The 16,680-nt window shown below is 71.5% G+C and carries 16 protein-coding genes; 8 read left to right on the top strand and 8 right to left on the bottom strand.

Annotation, left to right across the window (positions count from 1 at the left end):
• Nucleotides 1-37: 37 nt before the first annotated feature.
• From C1I93_RS31665 to C1I93_RS18790, 4 genes are all read right to left on the bottom strand, one after another.
• Nucleotides 38-178, bottom strand: a complete 141-nt coding sequence (locus tag C1I93_RS31665; RefSeq protein ID WP_181445230.1) for a hypothetical protein — start codon at nt 176-178, stop codon at nt 38-40.
• 14 nt (nt 179-192) lie between these two features.
• Entirely contained in the window at nt 193-1,392 is a 1,200-nt protein-coding gene (locus tag C1I93_RS18800; protein ID WP_111244606.1) for a glycosyltransferase family 2 protein, read from the bottom strand.
• Between the two features lie 564 nt (nt 1,393-1,956).
• On the bottom strand, nt 1,957-2,145 hold the full coding sequence (locus C1I93_RS18795; RefSeq protein WP_111244605.1) for a hypothetical protein: 189 nt from the start codon (nt 2,143-2,145) through the stop codon (nt 1,957-1,959).
• Between the two features lie 230 nt (nt 2,146-2,375).
• Nucleotides 2,376-6,734 carry a S8 family serine peptidase gene (locus C1I93_RS18790; RefSeq protein WP_223256257.1) on the bottom strand — a complete coding sequence of 1,453 codons (4,359 nt, stop codon included), beginning with the start codon at nt 6,732-6,734 and terminating at the stop codon, nt 2,376-2,378.
• A gap of 295 nt (nt 6,735-7,029) precedes the next feature.
• Between C1I93_RS18790 and C1I93_RS18785 the strand changes: the two genes are divergently transcribed.
• Together C1I93_RS18785 and C1I93_RS18780 are read left to right on the top strand one after the other, a co-directional pair.
• Entirely contained in the window at nt 7,030-7,533 is a 504-nt protein-coding gene (locus C1I93_RS18785; protein ID WP_111244603.1) for a winged helix-turn-helix domain-containing protein, read from the top strand.
• A 33-nt stretch (nt 7,534-7,566) separates the two neighbouring features.
• Entirely contained in the window at nt 7,567-8,427 is an 861-nt protein-coding gene (locus C1I93_RS18780) for a hypothetical protein (RefSeq protein WP_111244602.1), read from the top strand.
• Nucleotides 8,428-8,430: 3 nt separating this feature from the next.
• On the opposite strand, the gene C1I93_RS18775 is transcribed toward C1I93_RS18780, so the two are convergent.
• The 3 genes from C1I93_RS18775 to C1I93_RS18765 all read right to left on the bottom strand — a co-directional run bounded on the left by C1I93_RS18775 (nt 8,431) and on the right by C1I93_RS18765 (nt 11,297).
• Nucleotides 8,431-10,488, bottom strand: coding sequence for an amylo-alpha-1,6-glucosidase (locus tag C1I93_RS18775; RefSeq protein WP_111244601.1), 2,058 nt, complete (start codon nt 10,486-10,488; stop codon nt 8,431-8,433).
• On the bottom strand, nt 10,485-10,865 hold the full coding sequence (locus tag C1I93_RS18770; protein WP_111244600.1) for a hypothetical protein: 381 nt from the start codon (nt 10,863-10,865) through the stop codon (nt 10,485-10,487). The genes C1I93_RS18775 and C1I93_RS18770 overlap by 4 nt, the downstream gene beginning before the upstream one ends.
• Before the next feature lie 69 nt (nt 10,866-10,934).
• Nucleotides 10,935-11,297 (bottom strand): DsrE family protein, encoded by a 363-nt coding sequence (locus C1I93_RS18765; RefSeq protein ID WP_111244599.1) that lies wholly within the window; start codon nt 11,295-11,297, stop codon nt 10,935-10,937.
• 23 nt (nt 11,298-11,320) lie between these two features.
• Here C1I93_RS18765 and mtfM point away from each other — a divergent pair, with 23 nt between their 5' ends.
• Complete coding sequence (gene mtfM / locus C1I93_RS32960; RefSeq protein WP_275938105.1) at nt 11,321-11,425, top strand: small membrane protein MtfM; 105 nt, start codon at nt 11,321-11,323, stop codon at nt 11,423-11,425.
• A gap of 90 nt (nt 11,426-11,515) precedes the next feature.
• A complete protein-coding gene (locus C1I93_RS18760) occupies nt 11,516-12,121 on the top strand; it encodes a heme-binding beta-barrel domain-containing protein (RefSeq protein ID WP_111244598.1) in 606 nt (201 codons plus the stop codon).
• A gap of 6 nt (nt 12,122-12,127) precedes the next feature.
• Here the strand turns inward: C1I93_RS18760 and C1I93_RS18755 are convergent, their stop codons facing one another.
• Entirely contained in the window at nt 12,128-12,976 is an 849-nt protein-coding gene (locus C1I93_RS18755; RefSeq protein WP_111244597.1) for an aminotransferase class IV, read from the bottom strand.
• A gap of 68 nt (nt 12,977-13,044) precedes the next feature.
• On the opposite strand from C1I93_RS18755, the gene C1I93_RS18750 reads away from it, so the two are divergent.
• The 4 genes from C1I93_RS18750 (at nt 13,045) to C1I93_RS18735 (ending at nt 16,570) form a co-directional block, all read left to right on the top strand.
• Entirely contained in the window at nt 13,045-13,476 is a 432-nt protein-coding gene (locus C1I93_RS18750; protein WP_111244596.1) for a Fur family transcriptional regulator, read from the top strand.
• Between the two features lie 25 nt (nt 13,477-13,501).
• Nucleotides 13,502-14,614 (top strand): CAF17-like 4Fe-4S cluster assembly/insertion protein YgfZ, encoded by a 1,113-nt coding sequence (ygfZ, locus tag C1I93_RS18745; protein WP_111244595.1) that lies wholly within the window; start codon nt 13,502-13,504, stop codon nt 14,612-14,614.
• 86 nt (nt 14,615-14,700) lie between these two features.
• A complete protein-coding gene (locus C1I93_RS18740; RefSeq protein WP_111244594.1) occupies nt 14,701-15,528 on the top strand; it encodes a beta-keto acid cleavage family enzyme in 828 nt (275 codons plus the stop codon).
• A gap of 82 nt (nt 15,529-15,610) precedes the next feature.
• Nucleotides 15,611-16,570, top strand: coding sequence for an asparaginase (locus tag C1I93_RS18735; protein WP_181445229.1), 960 nt, complete (start codon nt 15,611-15,613; stop codon nt 16,568-16,570).
• The last annotated feature ends 110 nt before the right edge of the window (nt 16,571-16,680 follow it).

The raw sequence follows: 16,680 nt of genomic DNA, 5'->3' as shown, positions 1-16,680 counted from the left end.
AGATGTTTATAAGAGACAGGTGCTGGCGGAGGCGGGATCAGCCGATCTTGCGGCGGGTCTTGGCGCCCCATCTGGCGACGGTCACCAACAGGGCGCCGAGCCCCAGCAGGATGCTGCCGACCAGGCCGACGGCGGCCGTCGAGGCCCCGGTCAGCGGGAGGTCCTGATGTGCGGTCATGCTTTCACCTCCCCTCAACCCTTGGCGCCGACGGCGATGCGGGCTGGGGAGTCCCAGACGCACCGGTCCACCGTCGGGCGGCGGAGCGCCTTCACCAGGGCGTGTACCAGGATCACCCGGTACAGCAGGTCGGCGAAGATGATCATGGGGAGGAAGAGCGGTAGCTGTGGGTGGCGCAGCCGCCAGGCCGCGATGAGCACCCACACTCCCTGCCCGACCAGCAGCAGCGCCAGCCCGGCCAGCAGTCCGGGGCCGGCGGTGGCGAGCAGCCAGAGGGTCAGCGGGCCGCCCGCCACGTAGAGCAGCCAGTGCAGCATCAGCAGGACGTACGCGAAGTCGAAGCGGCTGACCTGCCGTCCGACCCGGTGGCCGATGATCCCCTGGAAGGTGCCCCACATCCAGCGCAGGTTCTGCCGGTACCAGTCGGGCAGCGTGGTCGGGTCCTGGAGATGTGCCAGCGCGCGGGGCGCGTAGACGACCCGGCCGAGGTTGCGTCGGTGGGTCTCCAGCACCCAGTAGGTGTCGTCGACGATGTAGGGCGGCTGCTGGGGCAGGAGCAGGTCCAGCAGCTCGGTCCGGTAGACGGAGTTCGACCCGGAGATGCAGTTCATCACGTTGAAGTGGCTCTGGATGCGGCGGGTCACCGCCTGGTACATCCAGTAGCTGTACGCCCGCTTGGCCAGCCACGGATTCCACCGTCGCTCCGGTGGCCACCAGGTGACGTTGCGGCCCACCGCGATCCCGACCTCCTCGGTCAACTCGACCAGAGCTTCGGTGACGAAATCCGGTGCGACCACCACGTCGTCGTCGAGGATGGCCACCGCGCGGTAGCGCGTACCGAGGTCGAAGTTGGCGTACGCGGCGTGCAGGGCGGCCGGTTTGCCGACATTGCGCGCCAGGGACAGCACCCGGGCGCCGGCCGCTTCGGCGAGCTGGGCGGTGCCGTCGGTGGAGGCGTCGGAGACCAGGTACACGTTGCTGCCGGTGGCGCAGGCGGCCCGGATCGTCTCGGTGATGGTGGCGGCGCCGTTGCGGCAGGCGATCAGGATCGCCACCTGGTCGGGACGTACCGGTCCGTAGCGTGGCGGGCGGATCACGTGCCGGGGGAGGTCGGCTGCCTCGGGGCGGACGAAACCGTACCCGAAGGAGCCCACGATGAGGATCAGGACGAGCGCACCGACAGTAACGGTCGCGACGAGCAAGACTTCCGGCATGGGCGACTATCCGCAGGCAGGAGGGGATATGAACGCCGCTCACGTTGAGGCGCGCCGGTAACGCTAGGTGACAATTTGTCGAGCGCCAAATGTGATCTCTGGTTTCGTCCGTTCGGCCCACCGGCGGATACCGCTGCGGCCGAGCGCGGCCGCCGCCGGAGAGCAGGGGCATAGCCGAGCCGGGGCGCTGTCCGGTTGGTCGGGCATGGTGGAGCCGCACGCGGCCGCGGGACCCCGGACCACGAGCCAGTTCCGGCGACCGGGAGCAGAGCGGCTCTCAGTACGCTCGCATCCTGCTCGGATTCGGTGCTGGCTCAGACGCGGGCGGAACAACCTTGTATTCGAGGTCTTCGAGGGCCTTGGCGGCGATCGCTGGCGCGTCCCGCACCGCCGAGAGTAGTTGGAGTTGGCGCCACTGTTCGCGGCCCTCCGCTATCGCCTCTCGCCACCCCTCGGTGCAGCGCGGAGAGCGCCTTCTCGGTCTTCACCACGCGGTGAACCCGGGTGGTGATGTTGTCCGCGAACTCGCTCGCGAGTCTGATCAGATCGGTGGAGGTGCTGCCGTCAGCTTTCGTCATCGCCGAGCAGATAGTCGATCGATCGAACCATCTCGTAGACGTTGCGCTCGTCGGGGCGTAGCTCGAAGTTCCGACCCAGGTCGTACAGTGTCTCCTTGGACATGTGCACCCGATCAAGGAGGCGGGCGCGCCATTCTCGCAGCTCTTCGGGAGTCTTGACGATGGCCGTGCCCATCGCTGCTCCTCTCGCCGGTGGCGAAGTCGCTGTCAGCGCCACGTTATCGCCTTCCTGCGATGAATTCGACAGATCGCACAAGTCTTGCCACTAACAGTGATCGATTGAGTGGTCCGTTAGGGTGTGCCGCTGTCGCCTTGGTGACAGTCGCCCGAAGCGGGTGCGGTAGGCCAAACGGCAACGGTGGCCGCCGGTCCGGACGGACCGACGGCCACCGTGGTGTGAAGGGATCAGATGCCGGTGGCTCTGGTGCAGGTCGAGGCCGGCTGGAGGGTGAAGTCGAGGGTGCCGACGATGCCCGCCTCGATCCGGTGCCGTTGCACCTGCGGCACCCAGCCGTCCTTGGCGACGATCACCTCGTACCGGCCCTTCGGCAGCCACCAGGCGTAGCGACCGTTGCCGGCCGCGGTCAGGGTGGTGCCGGTGCCGGCCGAGATCAGGTTCACCCGGACGATCGCCGGGATGCCGACCGTGACGCCGCCACAGGTGGTGCCGGTGACGGTGCCCTGGATCTTGCCCCAGCTGGCCGGTGGTGACACGTTCATCTCCACCGACACCGGGCTGACCGGGTAGGGGGTGTCCGAGACGACAGCCAACTCGCCGCCGTACCGGCCCGGCTGGTCGACGCCGGCCGCGGCGGTGGCGGTGAGCGTGACGGTCACCGTCCGGGAGGCCCCCGGGGCCAGCGTGAAGGTGGTCGGCGCGGTGCTGAGCCAGGGCAGGTCCGCGTCGGCCGCGCACAGTTCCAGACCGTCGAGCCGTTCGCTGTCCGCGCTGCCGACGAAGGAACTGGGCGAACCACCGATCTTGTACGCGCCGCACGCGGCAGCGCCCCGGTACCTGCCGAATCGGGCGTTGGGCAGGTCACGCCAGGCCCCGGCGACCGGATCGAAGCCGACCGTGCGGTTGGTGACGGTGGTCGACGACGCCGTCACGCCGCCGGCCAGCACCAGCATCCCGCCGGCTGACGCGTACTGCGAGCCCCACAGCTCCAGGGGCAGCGGCGGCAGCGGACTCCAGCTGTCGCTCACCGGGTCGTACCGGTAGGCGTCGGTGTACTCGGTCTCGCCCGTGCCACCGGCGCAGTAGACCGCCGCGCCGATCCCGCCACAGGACAGCCAGGACACCGGGTGCGGATAGGCGGCGCGGGTGGCGAACGACCCGGTCGCCGGGTCGAAGACCACCAGCTGGTTCGAGTCCGTGCAGGTGGTGTCGGCGCAGCCACCCACCAGGTAGACCTTCCCGTCGAGCACGGCAGTTCCGGCCGCCGCCGTCGGTGCCGGGTTGGTCACCCCGGGCAGGGTGCTCCAGCTGCCCACGGCCGGGTCGAAGACGTCGACAGCGGCGTTGACACCGCTGCTTCCCCAACCGCCGATCACGTAGAGCTTGCCGCCGATCGCGGCGACCGCCGGCTTGGAGCGTGTCGTCGGCAGGTCGGGCAGGGCCGACCAGGCGTTGCTGGCGGGGTCGTACGCCCATGCCTTGCGCTCGGTGCCGGTGCTACCGCCACCACCCACCGAGTAGACCTTCCCGTCCAGCCAGGCGGCCGCGTTGTCGTAGACCGCTGCCGGCAGTCGGGTGATCTCGCTCCACTCGTCCGCGGCGGTCGGTGCGGCTTCGGCAGCGGCCGCGCCGTACGCGATGCCGGTGCGGGCCTTGCTGATGCCCTTCAGCTTCTGCTCACGCAGCGGTGCGCCACCCTGCTTGAGCAGGTCGAAGTGGCCGGACCGGTCCACCAGCTCCACCTCGGCCGGGGCGGTGCCGGTGTTGCGTACGGTCACCCGGGTGGTGCGGGTGCTGCCGTACGGCTGGTGCGACTCGATAGTGGCCGGGCTGATGGTCAACCGGCCGGAGGCGAGCGCCAGATCGGCCCGCCGCACGCTGTCGGCGACGACCGCGACGTTCCTGGTCACCGGCGTGTACGGGGTCCGGCTGGCAGTGAACGGATGGGTGCCGGTCAGGCCGGAGAAGAGCCAGTAGAAGCCGTCCGGCTCACCCGGATCGTCAGGCGTGGCCGCCGACACCGCCCGGTCCTGCGGCCGGTCGTCGCTGACCACGGTCACCCCGTTGAGGGCGGCGCCGGTGGTGCGGTCGGTGGTGGTGCCGACCACCAGCCCACCGGGCACCGGCGAGCACTCGCGGTTGACCACCTCCACCTCGTCCACCTGCCACCACCAGGCGAAGGTGCCCTTGTAGCGGAAGCGGACCAGGGCGGCGGAGGCGTTCGCCGCCGGGGTCAGCGGCACCTCCTCGACCCGTGGCCCGCGTCGGCTGGCGGTCTGGTGCCAGACGTTGGTCCAGCTGTCGCCGTCGTCGGTGGAGACGTCGATGTCGGCCGTGTCACTGAGCCCGACCGCCCGCCAGTCGCTGCGGAAGCGCAGCACAGGTGCGGTGCTGCCGGAGAGGTCCAGCGGCGGGGTGATCAGGTCCGTGTCCTGGGTGTTGCCACTGCCGAGCGCGTCGCTGTCGATGATCGCGAACCGACCGGATCCGCCGGTGAGGTTGCCGCGCGAGCGCGGATCGTTGAAGACCCAGCCGCCGGAGGCGGTGCGGTTGGTCACCGTCCAGCCCGCCGGGGTGCTCGCGCCGTCGAACGTCTCGCGCAGCAGCGGCTCGCCGAACCGGCCGGTGTAGCCGGCGGCGGTACAGGCCGCATCGACCGGCACGGTCAGGTCGACGGTGGTGTCGTCGTCGCCCACCGGCACCTCGCGGGAAACCGTGCGGTAGCCCGGGTACCGGGCGGTGACGGTGAGCCGGTACGAGGCGTTGCCCGGCACGGTGAAGGAGTAGCGCCCGGTGACCGGATCGGTGAAGATCGTTCCGGGGCGGCCGGTCACCTCGATCCTGGCGTACAGCGGCCAGCCGTGACCGGAGCCGTCGGTGATCCGGCCGCTCACCGTGACGGTAGGGGTCGCGACCAGGGTGAAGTGCTGGGTGACGGCCTCGTTCTCGGGCACGGTGACGGTCGCCGACTGGGCGGCGTAGCCGTAGGCGCGTACCGCGAGTGTGGTCTCGCCGCTCGGCACGCTCAACGCGTACCGGCCGTCCGGGCCGGTGGTGGTGCTGCGGGTGCCGTCGCTCACCGTCGCGCCGGCGACCGGGTCACCGCCACGCGCGTCGCTCACCACGCCGGTGATCCGGCCGATCGCGCTGCGAGGCGCATCCCGCACCGCGGCGTACGCGTCCAACCGCCCTTCGCCGAAGACGTTGTTGTCGGCCGGGGTGCCACCGCAGGTGGTGGCGTCGACGTCGCGGGCGGTCCGGTCCAGCAGTTCCGCCGTGGCGTCCAGGTCACCGCGCAGGCTCGGTGCCGCCGACCAGAGCAGCGCCACCGTGCCGGCGACGTGCGGGGCCGCCATCGAGGTGCCGCTCATCGAGGCGTAGCCGCCGGTGCGGACGCTGGAGCGGATGCCGGCGCCGGGGGCGGCGATGTTCGGCTTCAGCGGATCGGTGCCGTTGCCGCGGCCGGAGAAGTTCGCGATGTTGCCGTTGGCGTCGTACGCCCCGACCGCGTACGCCTCGGTGTAGTCGCCGGGGGAGCCGGCGCTGCCGCAGGCCGGGCCGTCGTTGCCGGCGGAGAAGACCGGGAAGATGCCGGCCGCCCGCCAGGCGGCGACGGTCTGCTGGTACCACGGATCATCGCCGTCACCGCCCCAGGAGTTGTTGACGATGTCGGGCCGCAGGTCCGGTCGTGGATTGCGACCGGAGGCGTCGGTCGGGGCGAGCACCCACTGGCCGGCGGCGAGCAGGGAGGCGTCGGTGCACTCGTCCGACTCGCAGCCCTTGGCGGCGATCCACCGGGCACCGGGCGCGACGCCGATCTGGTTGCCGGCACCGTCGTCGCCGACCATCGTGCCCATGGTGTGGGTGCCGTGGTCGTTGTTGTCGCAGGGCGCGGCGCTGGGGCAGATCCCGGCCGGGTCGAACCAGTTGTAGGCGTGGTCGAAGCTGCCTGACGTGTTGCCTCGGTAGGAGCCGACAAGCGCGGGGTGGTCGTACCGGACTCCGGTGTCGATGTTCGCCACCACGACGCCCTCGCCCCGGTCGGCGAACTCGTCCCACACCTGGGGCGCACCGATGTGGGTGAGTCCCCACTCGACGGCGGCGGTGCGGGCCCGGGTCGTGGCGGTGGTGGTGGGCTGCACCAGGGGATAGCTGCGGCTCGGGGCGATCCTGGTTACCTCGGGGCGGCGCGCGATCTCGTCGAGCAGCGCCTTGTCGCCCTCCACCCGCAGCGCGTTGGTGATCCAGTACGCGGTGTACGGCACCTTCCGCTCGTCGAGCATCGTGCGCAGGTCGTGCTGGGTACGGGTGGCGGTGCTGGTGAGCAGTTGGTGCACGGCACGGGCCCGGCCGTCGGGATCACTGCGTTGAGTCGCCTGGGTGAGCGGGGCGGTCTCCCGCAGGTACACCAGGAAGGTCGCGGTGGGCGTGGCGTCGAGGCGGTCGAGCAGGCCGGGGTCGATGGTGGCCCGGGACGGTGCCGGATCCGGGGCCGGCGCGGCGAGCGCGGGCTGGGCGGTGACACCCAGCACGGCGGCGGTCAGCAGCGCCACCGCCCGCCACCGGGTGGATCGTGTTGTGAACAAGCTTCCTCCCCCACGTCGTCGGTCCCGATCCGTTCGGGTCCGCACATCCGCGTATCGGGCTGCGCCGTCGCGGAGCGGTCGGGGGCGACACGGGTGACTATCGGTGAACTCCCGCCCGCTGAGAGTCATGCTCTTGCCCGAGGTGGTCGGTGATCAATGGGCGGCGTCGGTCAGTACTCGGTCAGTGACGGGTCGCGATCCTGACCGTTAGGCTGAGTGGGCGGGCGCCATCGGTGCTTGTCGCTGTCAATGGGTGGGAAGTCGCAGGTCAGCGCGGTGCTCTTGGGGAGGCAGCGTGTCCGGTGGAGAGATTCCGATTCTGGTCTGCGTCAGCGCCGACGCCTCCGTCCGCCAGCGGGTAATGCAGCGGCTCGACGGGGTGGGGCCGCTGGTGATCTGCGCGGATCTGGCCCAGCTCCGGGCGATGTTCCCCGCACCACCGGTCGAGACCGTCGGACCCGACGCCGGTGCGGGCGAGCCGGCACCACCAACGGACGACTGGCGCGACCTCGTGGTCGATCGCGCCGGACACCTGGTCACCTGGCGGGGCGTACCGATGGGGCTGACGCGTACCGAGCGCGAGCTGCTGGCCCGGCTGGCCGGCCCACCGGTCACCCTGTGGAGCTACGAGCGGCTGTTCGCCTCCGTCTGGGGCGGCGCCTACCTCGGTGACACGGCCATCCTGCACTCGGCGGTGAAGCGACTCCGGCGCAAACTGCGGGCCCTGCCCGACGGGCCGCAGGTGCAGACGGTCCGCGGTGTCGGCTACCGCCTGAGCCCACCCCCCGACCAGTCCTGAACAGGGATGGCCCGCCCATGACACCATGGCGCGGTGAGCGGTGCAGTCTCCCCGGGGTACGCCCCACCGACAGGTCCCCGACCACCGGCGGACGGTACGCGGTGGCCGCGTTGGCTGATCGCGCTGACCGTGGCCTGGGCGGTGCTGCTGGCCGGGCTCACCTGGTACTCGACCCGCAACGACCCACCCACTGTGCGCGAGCAGCGCACCCTGGCCGAGGCCGGCTCGGTGGTCGACAACGCGATCGGTGAACTGGTCGCGGCGGCGTCCGACGCGGTGCCGGCGCTGGCCCCGCCCGAGGTGGACCGGGGCTGCCGGGTCACGCCCTTCGCCGACGGGGCGACGCTGCGCCGTGAGGTCGAGGTGGCGGTGGCCGGCGGCGAGGAGCGCAGCCTGCTGGAACGGGTCGCCGAGCGGCTGCCGGCGGAATGGCGAGCCGGGGTCCGGGTCACCTCCGACGGCCCACGGCTGCGGGCCGACGCCGGCGAGTTCGTCGTCGTGCAGGGCCGGCCGGTCGCCGACGGCCGGATCAGGTTCCACGTCGGCACCGGCTGCCGCCCGATCGGCGACGGCTACGCCCGACCCGAAGCGGGCGGCACCGGCGCTGAGGTCGGCGCGTTGACCGAGGCGTTGCGCGCCCTCGGCGGCACGAGCGCCGCCCCTGAGACGGTGGTGACCGCGCCCTGCCCCGGCGGAGGTGACGCGCGTACCGCCTGGTCCGCTGCGGGCGAGCCGGCAGCATCGCCGCAGGCCGCGCTCGCGCCGCTGGCCGGCGGCACGCCTGTGGTGGAAACCCCTGAGGTGTACGCCTACCGGCGCGACGGCGTGGCGGTGCTGGCCGACCTGCACCCGGACGGGATCCGGGTGGCCGCCACCACCGGCTGCGCCGGCTGACCGTCAGTCCGGTCGGATCGGCTCGTCCTCCTGGGTCCGGCTGCGGCCCAGCGCGTCCACCTGACCCCACCGGCCGGGGATGTCCAGCAGCTCCACCCGGCCCATCCCGGAGGGCACGTGCGGGTCGATGATCAGGTGATCGCCCTGTGGTTCGAGCCCGAGCATGACCCGCAGCAGCAGCATCGGCGTGCCCGCCGACCACGCCTGCGGGCTGCACGCGGTGGGATACTGCACCGGGTACTCGGTCAACTCGCGTTCGTACCCGGCGAAGACCTCCGGCAGCCGGCCGTCGAAGTAACGCGATGCCTGGAGCATCGAATCGCAGATCCGCCCGGCCTCCTCCCGGAAGCCGTACTTCCACAACCCCCACGCGATTATCGAGTTGTCGAACGGCCAGACCGTGCCGACGTGGTAGCCGATCGGGTTGTATCGCCCCTGGTCGTCGGCGAGGGTACGGACGCCCCAGCCGGAGAAGAGCCGCGGACCGAGCAGGTGCTCGGCGACCCGGCCGGCCCGTGACTCGTCCACGATGCCGCTCCAGAGCAGGTGCCCCATGTTGGAGCTGAGCGCGTCCACCGGGCTGCCGTCGGAGTCCAGGGCCAGCGCGTAGTACTCCCGGTCCGGCAGCCAGAAGTCCCGGTTGAACCGTTCCTTCAGCGCGGCGGCCTCCTGCTCCAACCGGTCGGCGTACTGCGGGTCGTTCCAGTACAGCCGGGCCAACCGGGCGCCGCGCATCTTGGCGTCGTACGCGTAGCCCTGCAACTCGCAGGTGGCCCGGGGGAAGCCCGGTAGCCGGCCGTCAGCGTAGGAGATGCCGTCCCATGAGTCCTTCCAGCACTGGTTCTCCAGGCCGTTGCGCGGGTTGCGGGTCTGGTACCAGATGTACCCGGTGCCGAGCAGGTCGCCGTACGAGTCGAGCCACGCCAGCGCGCCCCGCGCGGCGAACTCCAGCCGTCCGACCATCTCCACGTCACCGGTCCACCGCTCGTACTCGTCGAGCAGGATCACGAACAGAGCTGTCGAGTCCGCCGCGCCGTAGTAGGGCGAGTGGGGTTGTTCCTCGAAGCCGGCGCTCTCGCCGTACCGCAGCTCGTGCAGAATCTTGCCGGGTTCCTCGTCCCGGAAGTCGTCGATCCGGTGTCCCTGCAGGCCGGCGAGCACCAGCAGCGTCGGCGGGATCAGTTGTGGCAGGAACGGCAGCACCTGCAGCGAGGTGATGAGGCTGTCCCGCCCGAACAACGTCATGAACCAGGGCAGCCCGGCGGCCAGCAGGCGGACGCCGAGTGTGAGCGACTCGTACCGGAGCGCGGCCAGGTCGTCCAGGCTGCGCCGGTACGCGGTGGCCAGCGGCTCGCAGTCGCAGCCCAGCTTCGGCGCCTGCTCGACGAAATCGGCGTGGTCGGCCTGGATGGCCGCGGTCGTCCGGCTGGCGGAGATCGGCAACCGGGCGCGGACGTCCTCGCCGCGGGCACCGTAGATGACCGTGGAGATGGTCAGCCGGGTGGTCCACTCGCCGTGCGGCTCGATCCGGATCGGGAAGGTCATCCCGGTCTTGTCGATCCGCGCGGGCTCGCTGCTGCGGATCACCGTCTCCCGGTGGAATGCCTCCCGGACGTACCGCAGGTGCAGCGAGTCGTCGTTCACGAGTGCCGTGTTGCTGCCCCGTTTGCGCAGTACGTCCTTGACCTCGAACAGGTCGGCGAAATCCGTGCCGATCTCGATCCGGACGGTGAACGTCGCTTCCTCACCGGAATGGTTCAACACGGTGATCTCCTCGTCGAAGCCACCGCAGATGGCCCGACTTCTGATCACCGAGACCTTCGCGTCCAGGTAGTGGGTGGGCTCGCCCGGCACCAGGAAGTAGCGGGTCCGGTAGGACTCGGCGTCGTCGATGGAGAGGGCGTGCAGCCGCTCGCCGTCGAGCAGCAGCAGCCAGGTGGAGAGGAACCGGGTGTCGAAGGTGAACAGGCCGGTGGGGAAGTCCAGTGACGGCTCGACGTCCCCGTGCCGGTCACTGACCAGGAAGGTGTTGCCGTCCAGGATGCTGACGAGGTCTTTCACCGGGCCCGCCTGACCTGCTCACGGGCCACCTCGCGGGGGTCGCGGGTGCCGGGCGCGGCCGGGAAGAAGCGCCGGAAGGAGAGGAACAAGATCACGCTTCCGGCGTACGTGCTCTCGTTGCGGAAGAGCGCGGCAAGCGCCTGCGTCCGGCCGGTGATGAGCCGTTCGAAAAGACCAAAGCTGCAATACCAGACCGCGTCGGCCCCCTCCGATCCCCGACTGACCTCGGCGCCTCCCCACCACATCCGCACCAGCCAGTGCTCGGTGCGGTGGCCGTCGGAGAGGTCGATGCGCAGGGTGCCGCTGGGCGAGGCGTGCAGCACCTCCGGGGCGCGGACCGGTACGGCCGCGAAGAACTGCTCGATCGCCTCGCTCACACCCGAATCGTAGGCATTAGCCCGACTTGCCGGGCGGGTTCCGGTAGCCCGGTCCCGCTGTTCGGCGACTCAGTAGACGAGCGCCTGCGCGCCCTCGGCCATCGTTTCCTCGACGAACACCGCGGCTCCGGCGATCCGGATGCCGGGCAGCACATCGTCTGCGCCGATGTCGCGGCGGGCGGCGCACTGGGTGCACGCGGTCACCGTGCCGGTGGCGAGGATCACGTGCAGCAGCTCGGCCAGCGGTGCCGAGTGCGGCAACTCGAACTCCTGCGCCCGGCCGGGCAGGGCGAACCAGGTCGACTCGCCGGTCAACCAGAGCGAGACGGACACTCCGGCGGCAGCCGCGGTCGCGGCCACGGTGAACGCCTGGGCGCATCGTTCCGGCGCGTCGGAGCCGGCGGTGGCCTTGACGACGAGAGTGCGGGCCATGCCGCCAGCATAGGATGGCCCGGATGGTCACCGAGATCGGGTTCGTCAGCCTGCTGGTCGCCGGCCTGGGCGCGCTCGCCGGTGGCCTGTTCTACCTGGCGGTACTCATATCGAGAGGCAAAAAGTGAAGGTCGGGCAGTCGCGAACGAAGGTGGCTCAGTGAGCGCGAGGAGTGAGCCGGGTTTGCGAGCCCCGCAGTCGCGAACGAAGGTGGCTCAGTGAGCGCGCAGGCGTCGGACGACAATCCGCTGGCACCGCCGCCGTGGCTGAACGCGCCGCCGGTCGAGGACTACCCCTTCGAGGAGAGCCACGACCTGCGCGTCGGTCCCAAGCTGCACCCCACGCTGGACGGCCTGCTGCCGTACGTCGGGGTGTGGCGTGGTCGGGGCCGGGGCGGTTTCCCCACCATCGAGGACTTCGACTTCGCGCAGGAGATCCGGATCAGCCACGACGGCCGACCGTTCCTGCACTACGAGTCGCGGGCCTGGATCCTCGACGAGCAGAGCCGTCCCGTGCGCCCGGCAGGCCGCGAGGTCGGCTGGTGGCGGCCGGTGCTGGACGGTGACCGGGTCACCGACGAGCTGGAGGCGTTGCTCACCACCCCCACCGGGGTGATGGAGCTGCACATCGGCCGGCGTAAGGGCACCCAGATCGAGTTCGTCACCGACGCCGTGGTGCGTACCTCCACCGCCAAGGAGGTGACCGCCGGTCACCGGCTCTTCGGCATCGTCGAGGGCGCCCTGCTCTACGCCCAGGACATGGCCGCCGTCGGCCAGCCGCTCTCCCCGCACCTTTCCGCCCGGCTCATCCGGGTGGCCGGCTGACCGGGCTCAGGGCACCGGGAACCCGAGCAGGTCCTGCAACGCAGGCGTACGCGGGCTGCGTGGCAGCGGCTCGCCATCGAGGCTGAGCACCGCCACCAGCCCGCGTACCGACGAGGTGAGCCAGACCCCGTCCGCGGCCCGCAGCCCGGACGGGGTGACCATGCGTTCGGCGGCGTCGCAGCCCACCCGCCCGGCCTGGTCGAGCAGCCAGGCAGCGGTGGTGCCGGGCAGGATGCCGGTGCGCCCGGCCGGCACGGCGCAGAGCGTGTCGTCGACCAGCCAGACCACGTTGGCGGTCGGCCCCTCCAGCAGGTAGCCGTCGGAGGAGACCCAGAGCACGTCGTCGACTCCGGCGCGGGCCGCCCAGCGGCGGGCCGCCGTGCTCGCCCCGTACGACGTCGACTTGATGCCGGCCGGGAGCCAGCCCAACTCCGGACGCGCCTCGGCGGGTACCCCCAACGAGAGCGTGGCCACGCGTACCCCGTCGCGCCGGACCTGCCGGGTCGCCGCGGGAACCGCCGACAGGGTGGCGTAGACGGTGGCCGGGCCGCCGCCCTCCGGTCCCCGGGTGCAGACCAGCCGCAGCGCGCCCTCCACCTCCGCCGGCCACCCGGCGGCGACGCTGTCCAGCAGTTCCACCAGGGTCGCGTCGTCGGGCAGGGTCAGCTCCACGGCCTCGGCGCCGCGCCGCAGCCGCGCCAGGTGCGCCTCGCGCAGCCAGGGCCGCCCGGCCCGCAGGTGCATGGTCTCGAAGAGGCCGTCGCCGCGCAGCACCCCGAGGTCGTCGGCGCGCAGCACCGGCTCGTCGGCCGGCACCAGACCCCGGCCGAGGACGCCTACCCGCGACGGCACCATGAGGGCCGAGCATAGTGCCCTCAGGTCGCGCCGCCGAGCAGCGCGGACGGCCGCACTATGATCGGAGGGTGTCCGAATCATCCCTCGCGGAACTGCTCCGCGCCCGTGGGCTGCGGCTGACGGCGCAGCGACAGCTGATCCTCCAGGCGGTGCTGGACCTGGGGCATGCCACCCCCGAGCAGGTGCACACGGCGGTACGCGAGGTGGCCGCCGGGGTCAACATCACCACCATCTACCGGACCCTGGAGCTGCTGGAGCGGCTCGGTCTGGTCACGCACACCCATCTGTCGCACGGCTCGCCGACCTATCACGCCGCCGGCGAGGACCAGCACGTCCACCTGGTCTGCCGGGTCTGTGGGGCGATCGACGAGATGGATCCGGAGCTGCTGCGCCCGCTGGCCGACCAGTTGGCGAGCGAACGGGGCTTCCGGCTGGACATCGGCCACGTCTCCTTCTTCGGCCGTTGCGGACGATGCGGGGACGACGAGGACCGGTCATGAGACGTCGCGGAAACGGGGACCAACAATGATCGACATCGCGGGTGCGGTGGCCGTGGAGAGCATCGACGAGGCCAGCCGGGACCAGCCGGAACCGGCCCACGCGGCGGCCGGGGTGCGGGGCGTGGCCGCGCACTACGGCGACCCGATGCGCGAGCAGCGCCTACTGGACACCGAGGTCGGCCTGGTGGACCGCTCCCACCGGGGTGTCGTCGCGGTGCCGGGCGCGGAGCGGATCTCCTGGCTGCACACCCTCACCACCCAGCACCTGGCCGAGCTGAGCCCGTGGCAGGGCACCGAGCTGCTGGTGCTCTCCCCGCACGGTCACCTGGAACAGCACGCCATGGTGGCCGACGACGGCGTCACCACCTGGCTGGACACCGAGCCGGGCGCGACCGACGGCCTGCTGGGTTACCTGGAGAAGATGCGGTTCTTCAGCCAGGTGGAGCCCCGCGACGCCACCGCCGAGTGGGCAGTGCTCTCGCTGGTCGGGCCGAAGGCGACCGAGGCGGCGACGCTGCTGGGCGTGCCGCCGCTTGCCGAACCGGAGGTCGTGGCGGTGCCCGGTGCCAAGTTCCGCTCCGGTGAGTTGCCGGCCCGGCCGACCGCCCGCTACGACGTCAAGCCACTGCCGGCAGGCGGCTGGGCGCGACGCGGACCGTTGGGGGTCGACCTCCTGGTGCCCCGGGCCGCCATGGACCAGACCGTGACGCAACTGCGCGACCACGGGGTGCCCCCGGCCGGGTTGTGGGCGTACGAGGCGGTGCGGGTGGCTGCCCGGCGGGCCCGGGTGGGCGTCGACACCGACCACCGGACCATCCCCGCCGAGGTGGACCTGATCGCCCCGGCCGTGCACCTGGACAAGGGCTGCTACCGGGGGCAGGAGACCGTCGCCCGGGTGCACAACCTGGGTCGCCCGCCACGCCGGCTGGTCCTGCTGCACCTGGACGGGGTGACCACCGACCTGCTGCCGGCCGCCGGCACCCCGGTCACCCTCGCCGAGGGCCGGACGGTCGGCTTCGTCGGCACCGCCGTACACCACCACGAGTTGGGTCAGATCGCCCTCGCGGTGCTCAAGCGCAACGTCCCCGATGACGCCGCCCTGCGCGTCGGCGACAGCACCGCCGCGATCGATGTGTAAGGAAGGGCCCCCTGTTAACGCCTCGTGTATAGCAGGGGCCCCTGCTTAACACCGGTCCCGCGAGCTGGCGTTCTAGGATCGCCGGCATGACAACAGGGACGTTGATCACGGTTGCCCCCACCGGCGCGGAGTCGGCCAAGACAGAGGTGCCGGCGCTGCCGGTGACGCTCGACGAGCTACTGCTCACCGCCAAGGAGTGCGCGGCGCTGGGTGCCGCCGTGATCCACGTACACATTCGTGATCACGAGGCGCGCCCCACCCTCGACCAGGGTCGGCTACGCGAGACCGTGGCGGCGCTGCGCGAGAGCACCGACCTGATCGTGCAGCTCTCCACCGGGGGCGCGGTGACCGATCCGGAGGCCGACCGGCTCGCCGTGCTGGACGCCGCACCGGACATGGCCTCGTGCACCATGGGCACCGTCAACTTCGGCGACGACGTCTTCCTCAACCGCTGGGAGTTCATCGTCGAGCTGCACACCCGGATGCAGGAGCGGGGCATCGTGCCGGAGTACGAGATCTTCGACCTCGGCCACCTGGCCGCGTTGCAGCGGCTGCTCGGCAAGTACGGCCTGCCGCACGGCGGTCACGTGCACGTCGACTTCGTGATGGGCGTGCCCGGTGGCATGCCGGGTAACGCGGCGACGCTCGTCGCGGCCCAGCAGATGCTCCGCGACCTGCCCGAGGGCACCACCTTCTCGGCGACGGGCATCGGGCGTACGACGATCCCGGTGATGCTGGCCGCGCTCTCCGCCGGCGGGCACCTGCGGGTCGGGATGGAGGACACGGTGACGTACGCGAAGGGTCGCCCGGTGGAATCCAACATGCAGCTGGTCGCCCGCGCCGTCAGCCTCGCCCAGCTCGCCCAGCGTCCGCCGCTGAACCCCGGCGAGGCCCGTCAGCTGCTCGGCCGGTAAGGCGCCATCGCGCTGGCACCCCTTCACGTCGGGACGGATACTGCCTGCTCACCCCGCCGTTCACCCCGGTACCGTCCACCTCGTGGCAAAGACGTACGAGGGCGGGGTGCCGCTCGTCGAGGTGATCCGATCCGGTTTCGTGGAGGGGATGCACCGCGGCTCGGTGGTGGTGCTCGACACCGCGGGGACGGTGCTGGCCGCCGCCGGTGACGTGGACTCGCCGATCTTCCCCCGATCGTCGAGCAAGCCGATGCAGGCGGTCGGGATGCTGCGCGCCGGGTTGCCGTTGACCGAGCCGGCGGATCTGGCCATGGTGGCGGCCAGCCATGCGGGGGAGGAGTTTCACCTGGCCCGGGTCGCCGGGCTGCTCGCCGACGGCGGGTTCGACGAGGCCGCGCTGCACTGCCCGCCGGAACTGCCGGTCGGAGAGCAGGCGCGCGCGGCGGTGCTGCGGGCCGGCGGCGGGCCCACCCGGATCCAGATGAACTGTTCCGGCAAGCACGCCGGGATGCTGCTGACCTGCCGGGCCGCCGGCTGGTCGGTGGACGGGTACTGGCGCCCCGAGCATCCCCTCCAGCAGCGGTTGCGGGACACGATCGAGGAGTTCACCGGCGAGTCGGCGGCGGCGGTAGGCGTCGACGGGTGCGGCGCTCCGGTGCTGGCCGTGTCGTTGACCGGGCTGGCCGGGGCGTACCGCCGCCTGGTCGCCGCCGACACCGGTTCGGTGCCGGGCGCGGTGGCCGACGCGATGCGGGCGTACCCGGAGATCGTCGGCGGCACGGAGGCTGACGACACCCGGCTGATGCGCGGCGTACCCGGGCTGTTGGCCAAGGTGGGCGCGGAGGGTGTCATCGCCGCCGCGCTGCCTGGCGTCGGCGCGGTGGCGCTGAAGATCGACGACGGTGCCGCCCGCGCCCGGATGCCGGTTCTGGTCTCCGCGCTGCGCCGGCTCGCTGTCGACGCCCCGGTGCTGACGGAGTTCGCGGAGATCCCCCTCTTCGGCGGCGCCCTCCCCGTCGGCACCCTCCGCTCCCTCTGGTGACCGTCCCATCCCACCTCGTCGATCTTGCGCTGTAGACCTCAAGTGCAAGATCGACGAGGTGGAGGGTGGGGTGTTCAGGTGAGGAAGGTGAGCAGGGCGGTGTTGGTGGG

This window comes from Micromonospora endophytica (assembly GCF_003236305.1).
Taxonomy (GTDB): Bacteria; Actinomycetota; Actinomycetes; order Mycobacteriales; family Micromonosporaceae; genus Micromonospora; species Micromonospora endophytica.
The sequence above is the reverse complement of the archived record's forward strand: the minus strand, read 5'-3'. Positions and strand labels throughout refer to the sequence as shown.

What these genes read in the sequence shown, in the direction of transcription:
- C1I93_RS31665 (WP_181445230.1), bottom strand. Translation starts at nt 178, where the DNA reads ATGACCGCACATCAGGACCTCCCGCTGACCGGGGCCTCGACGGCCGCC.
- C1I93_RS18800 (WP_111244606.1), bottom strand. Translation starts at nt 1,392, where the DNA reads ATGCCGGAAGTCTTGCTCGTCGCGACCGTTACTGTCGGTGCGCTCGTC.
- C1I93_RS18795 (WP_111244605.1), bottom strand. Translation starts at nt 2,145, where the DNA reads ATGGGCACGGCCATCGTCAAGACTCCCGAAGAGCTGCGAGAATGGCGC.
- C1I93_RS18765 (WP_111244599.1), bottom strand. Translation starts at nt 11,297, where the DNA reads ATGGCCCGCACTCTCGTCGTCAAGGCCACCGCCGGCTCCGACGCGCCG.
- mtfM (WP_275938105.1), top strand. Translation starts at nt 11,321, where the DNA reads ATGGTCACCGAGATCGGGTTCGTCAGCCTGCTGGTCGCCGGCCTGGGC.
- C1I93_RS18755 (WP_111244597.1), bottom strand. Translation starts at nt 12,976, where the DNA reads ATGGTGCCGTCGCGGGTAGGCGTCCTCGGCCGGGGTCTGGTGCCGGCC.
- ygfZ (WP_111244595.1), top strand. Translation starts at nt 13,502, where the DNA reads ATGATCGACATCGCGGGTGCGGTGGCCGTGGAGAGCATCGACGAGGCC.
- C1I93_RS18740 (WP_111244594.1), top strand. Translation starts at nt 14,701, where the DNA reads ATGACAACAGGGACGTTGATCACGGTTGCCCCCACCGGCGCGGAGTCG.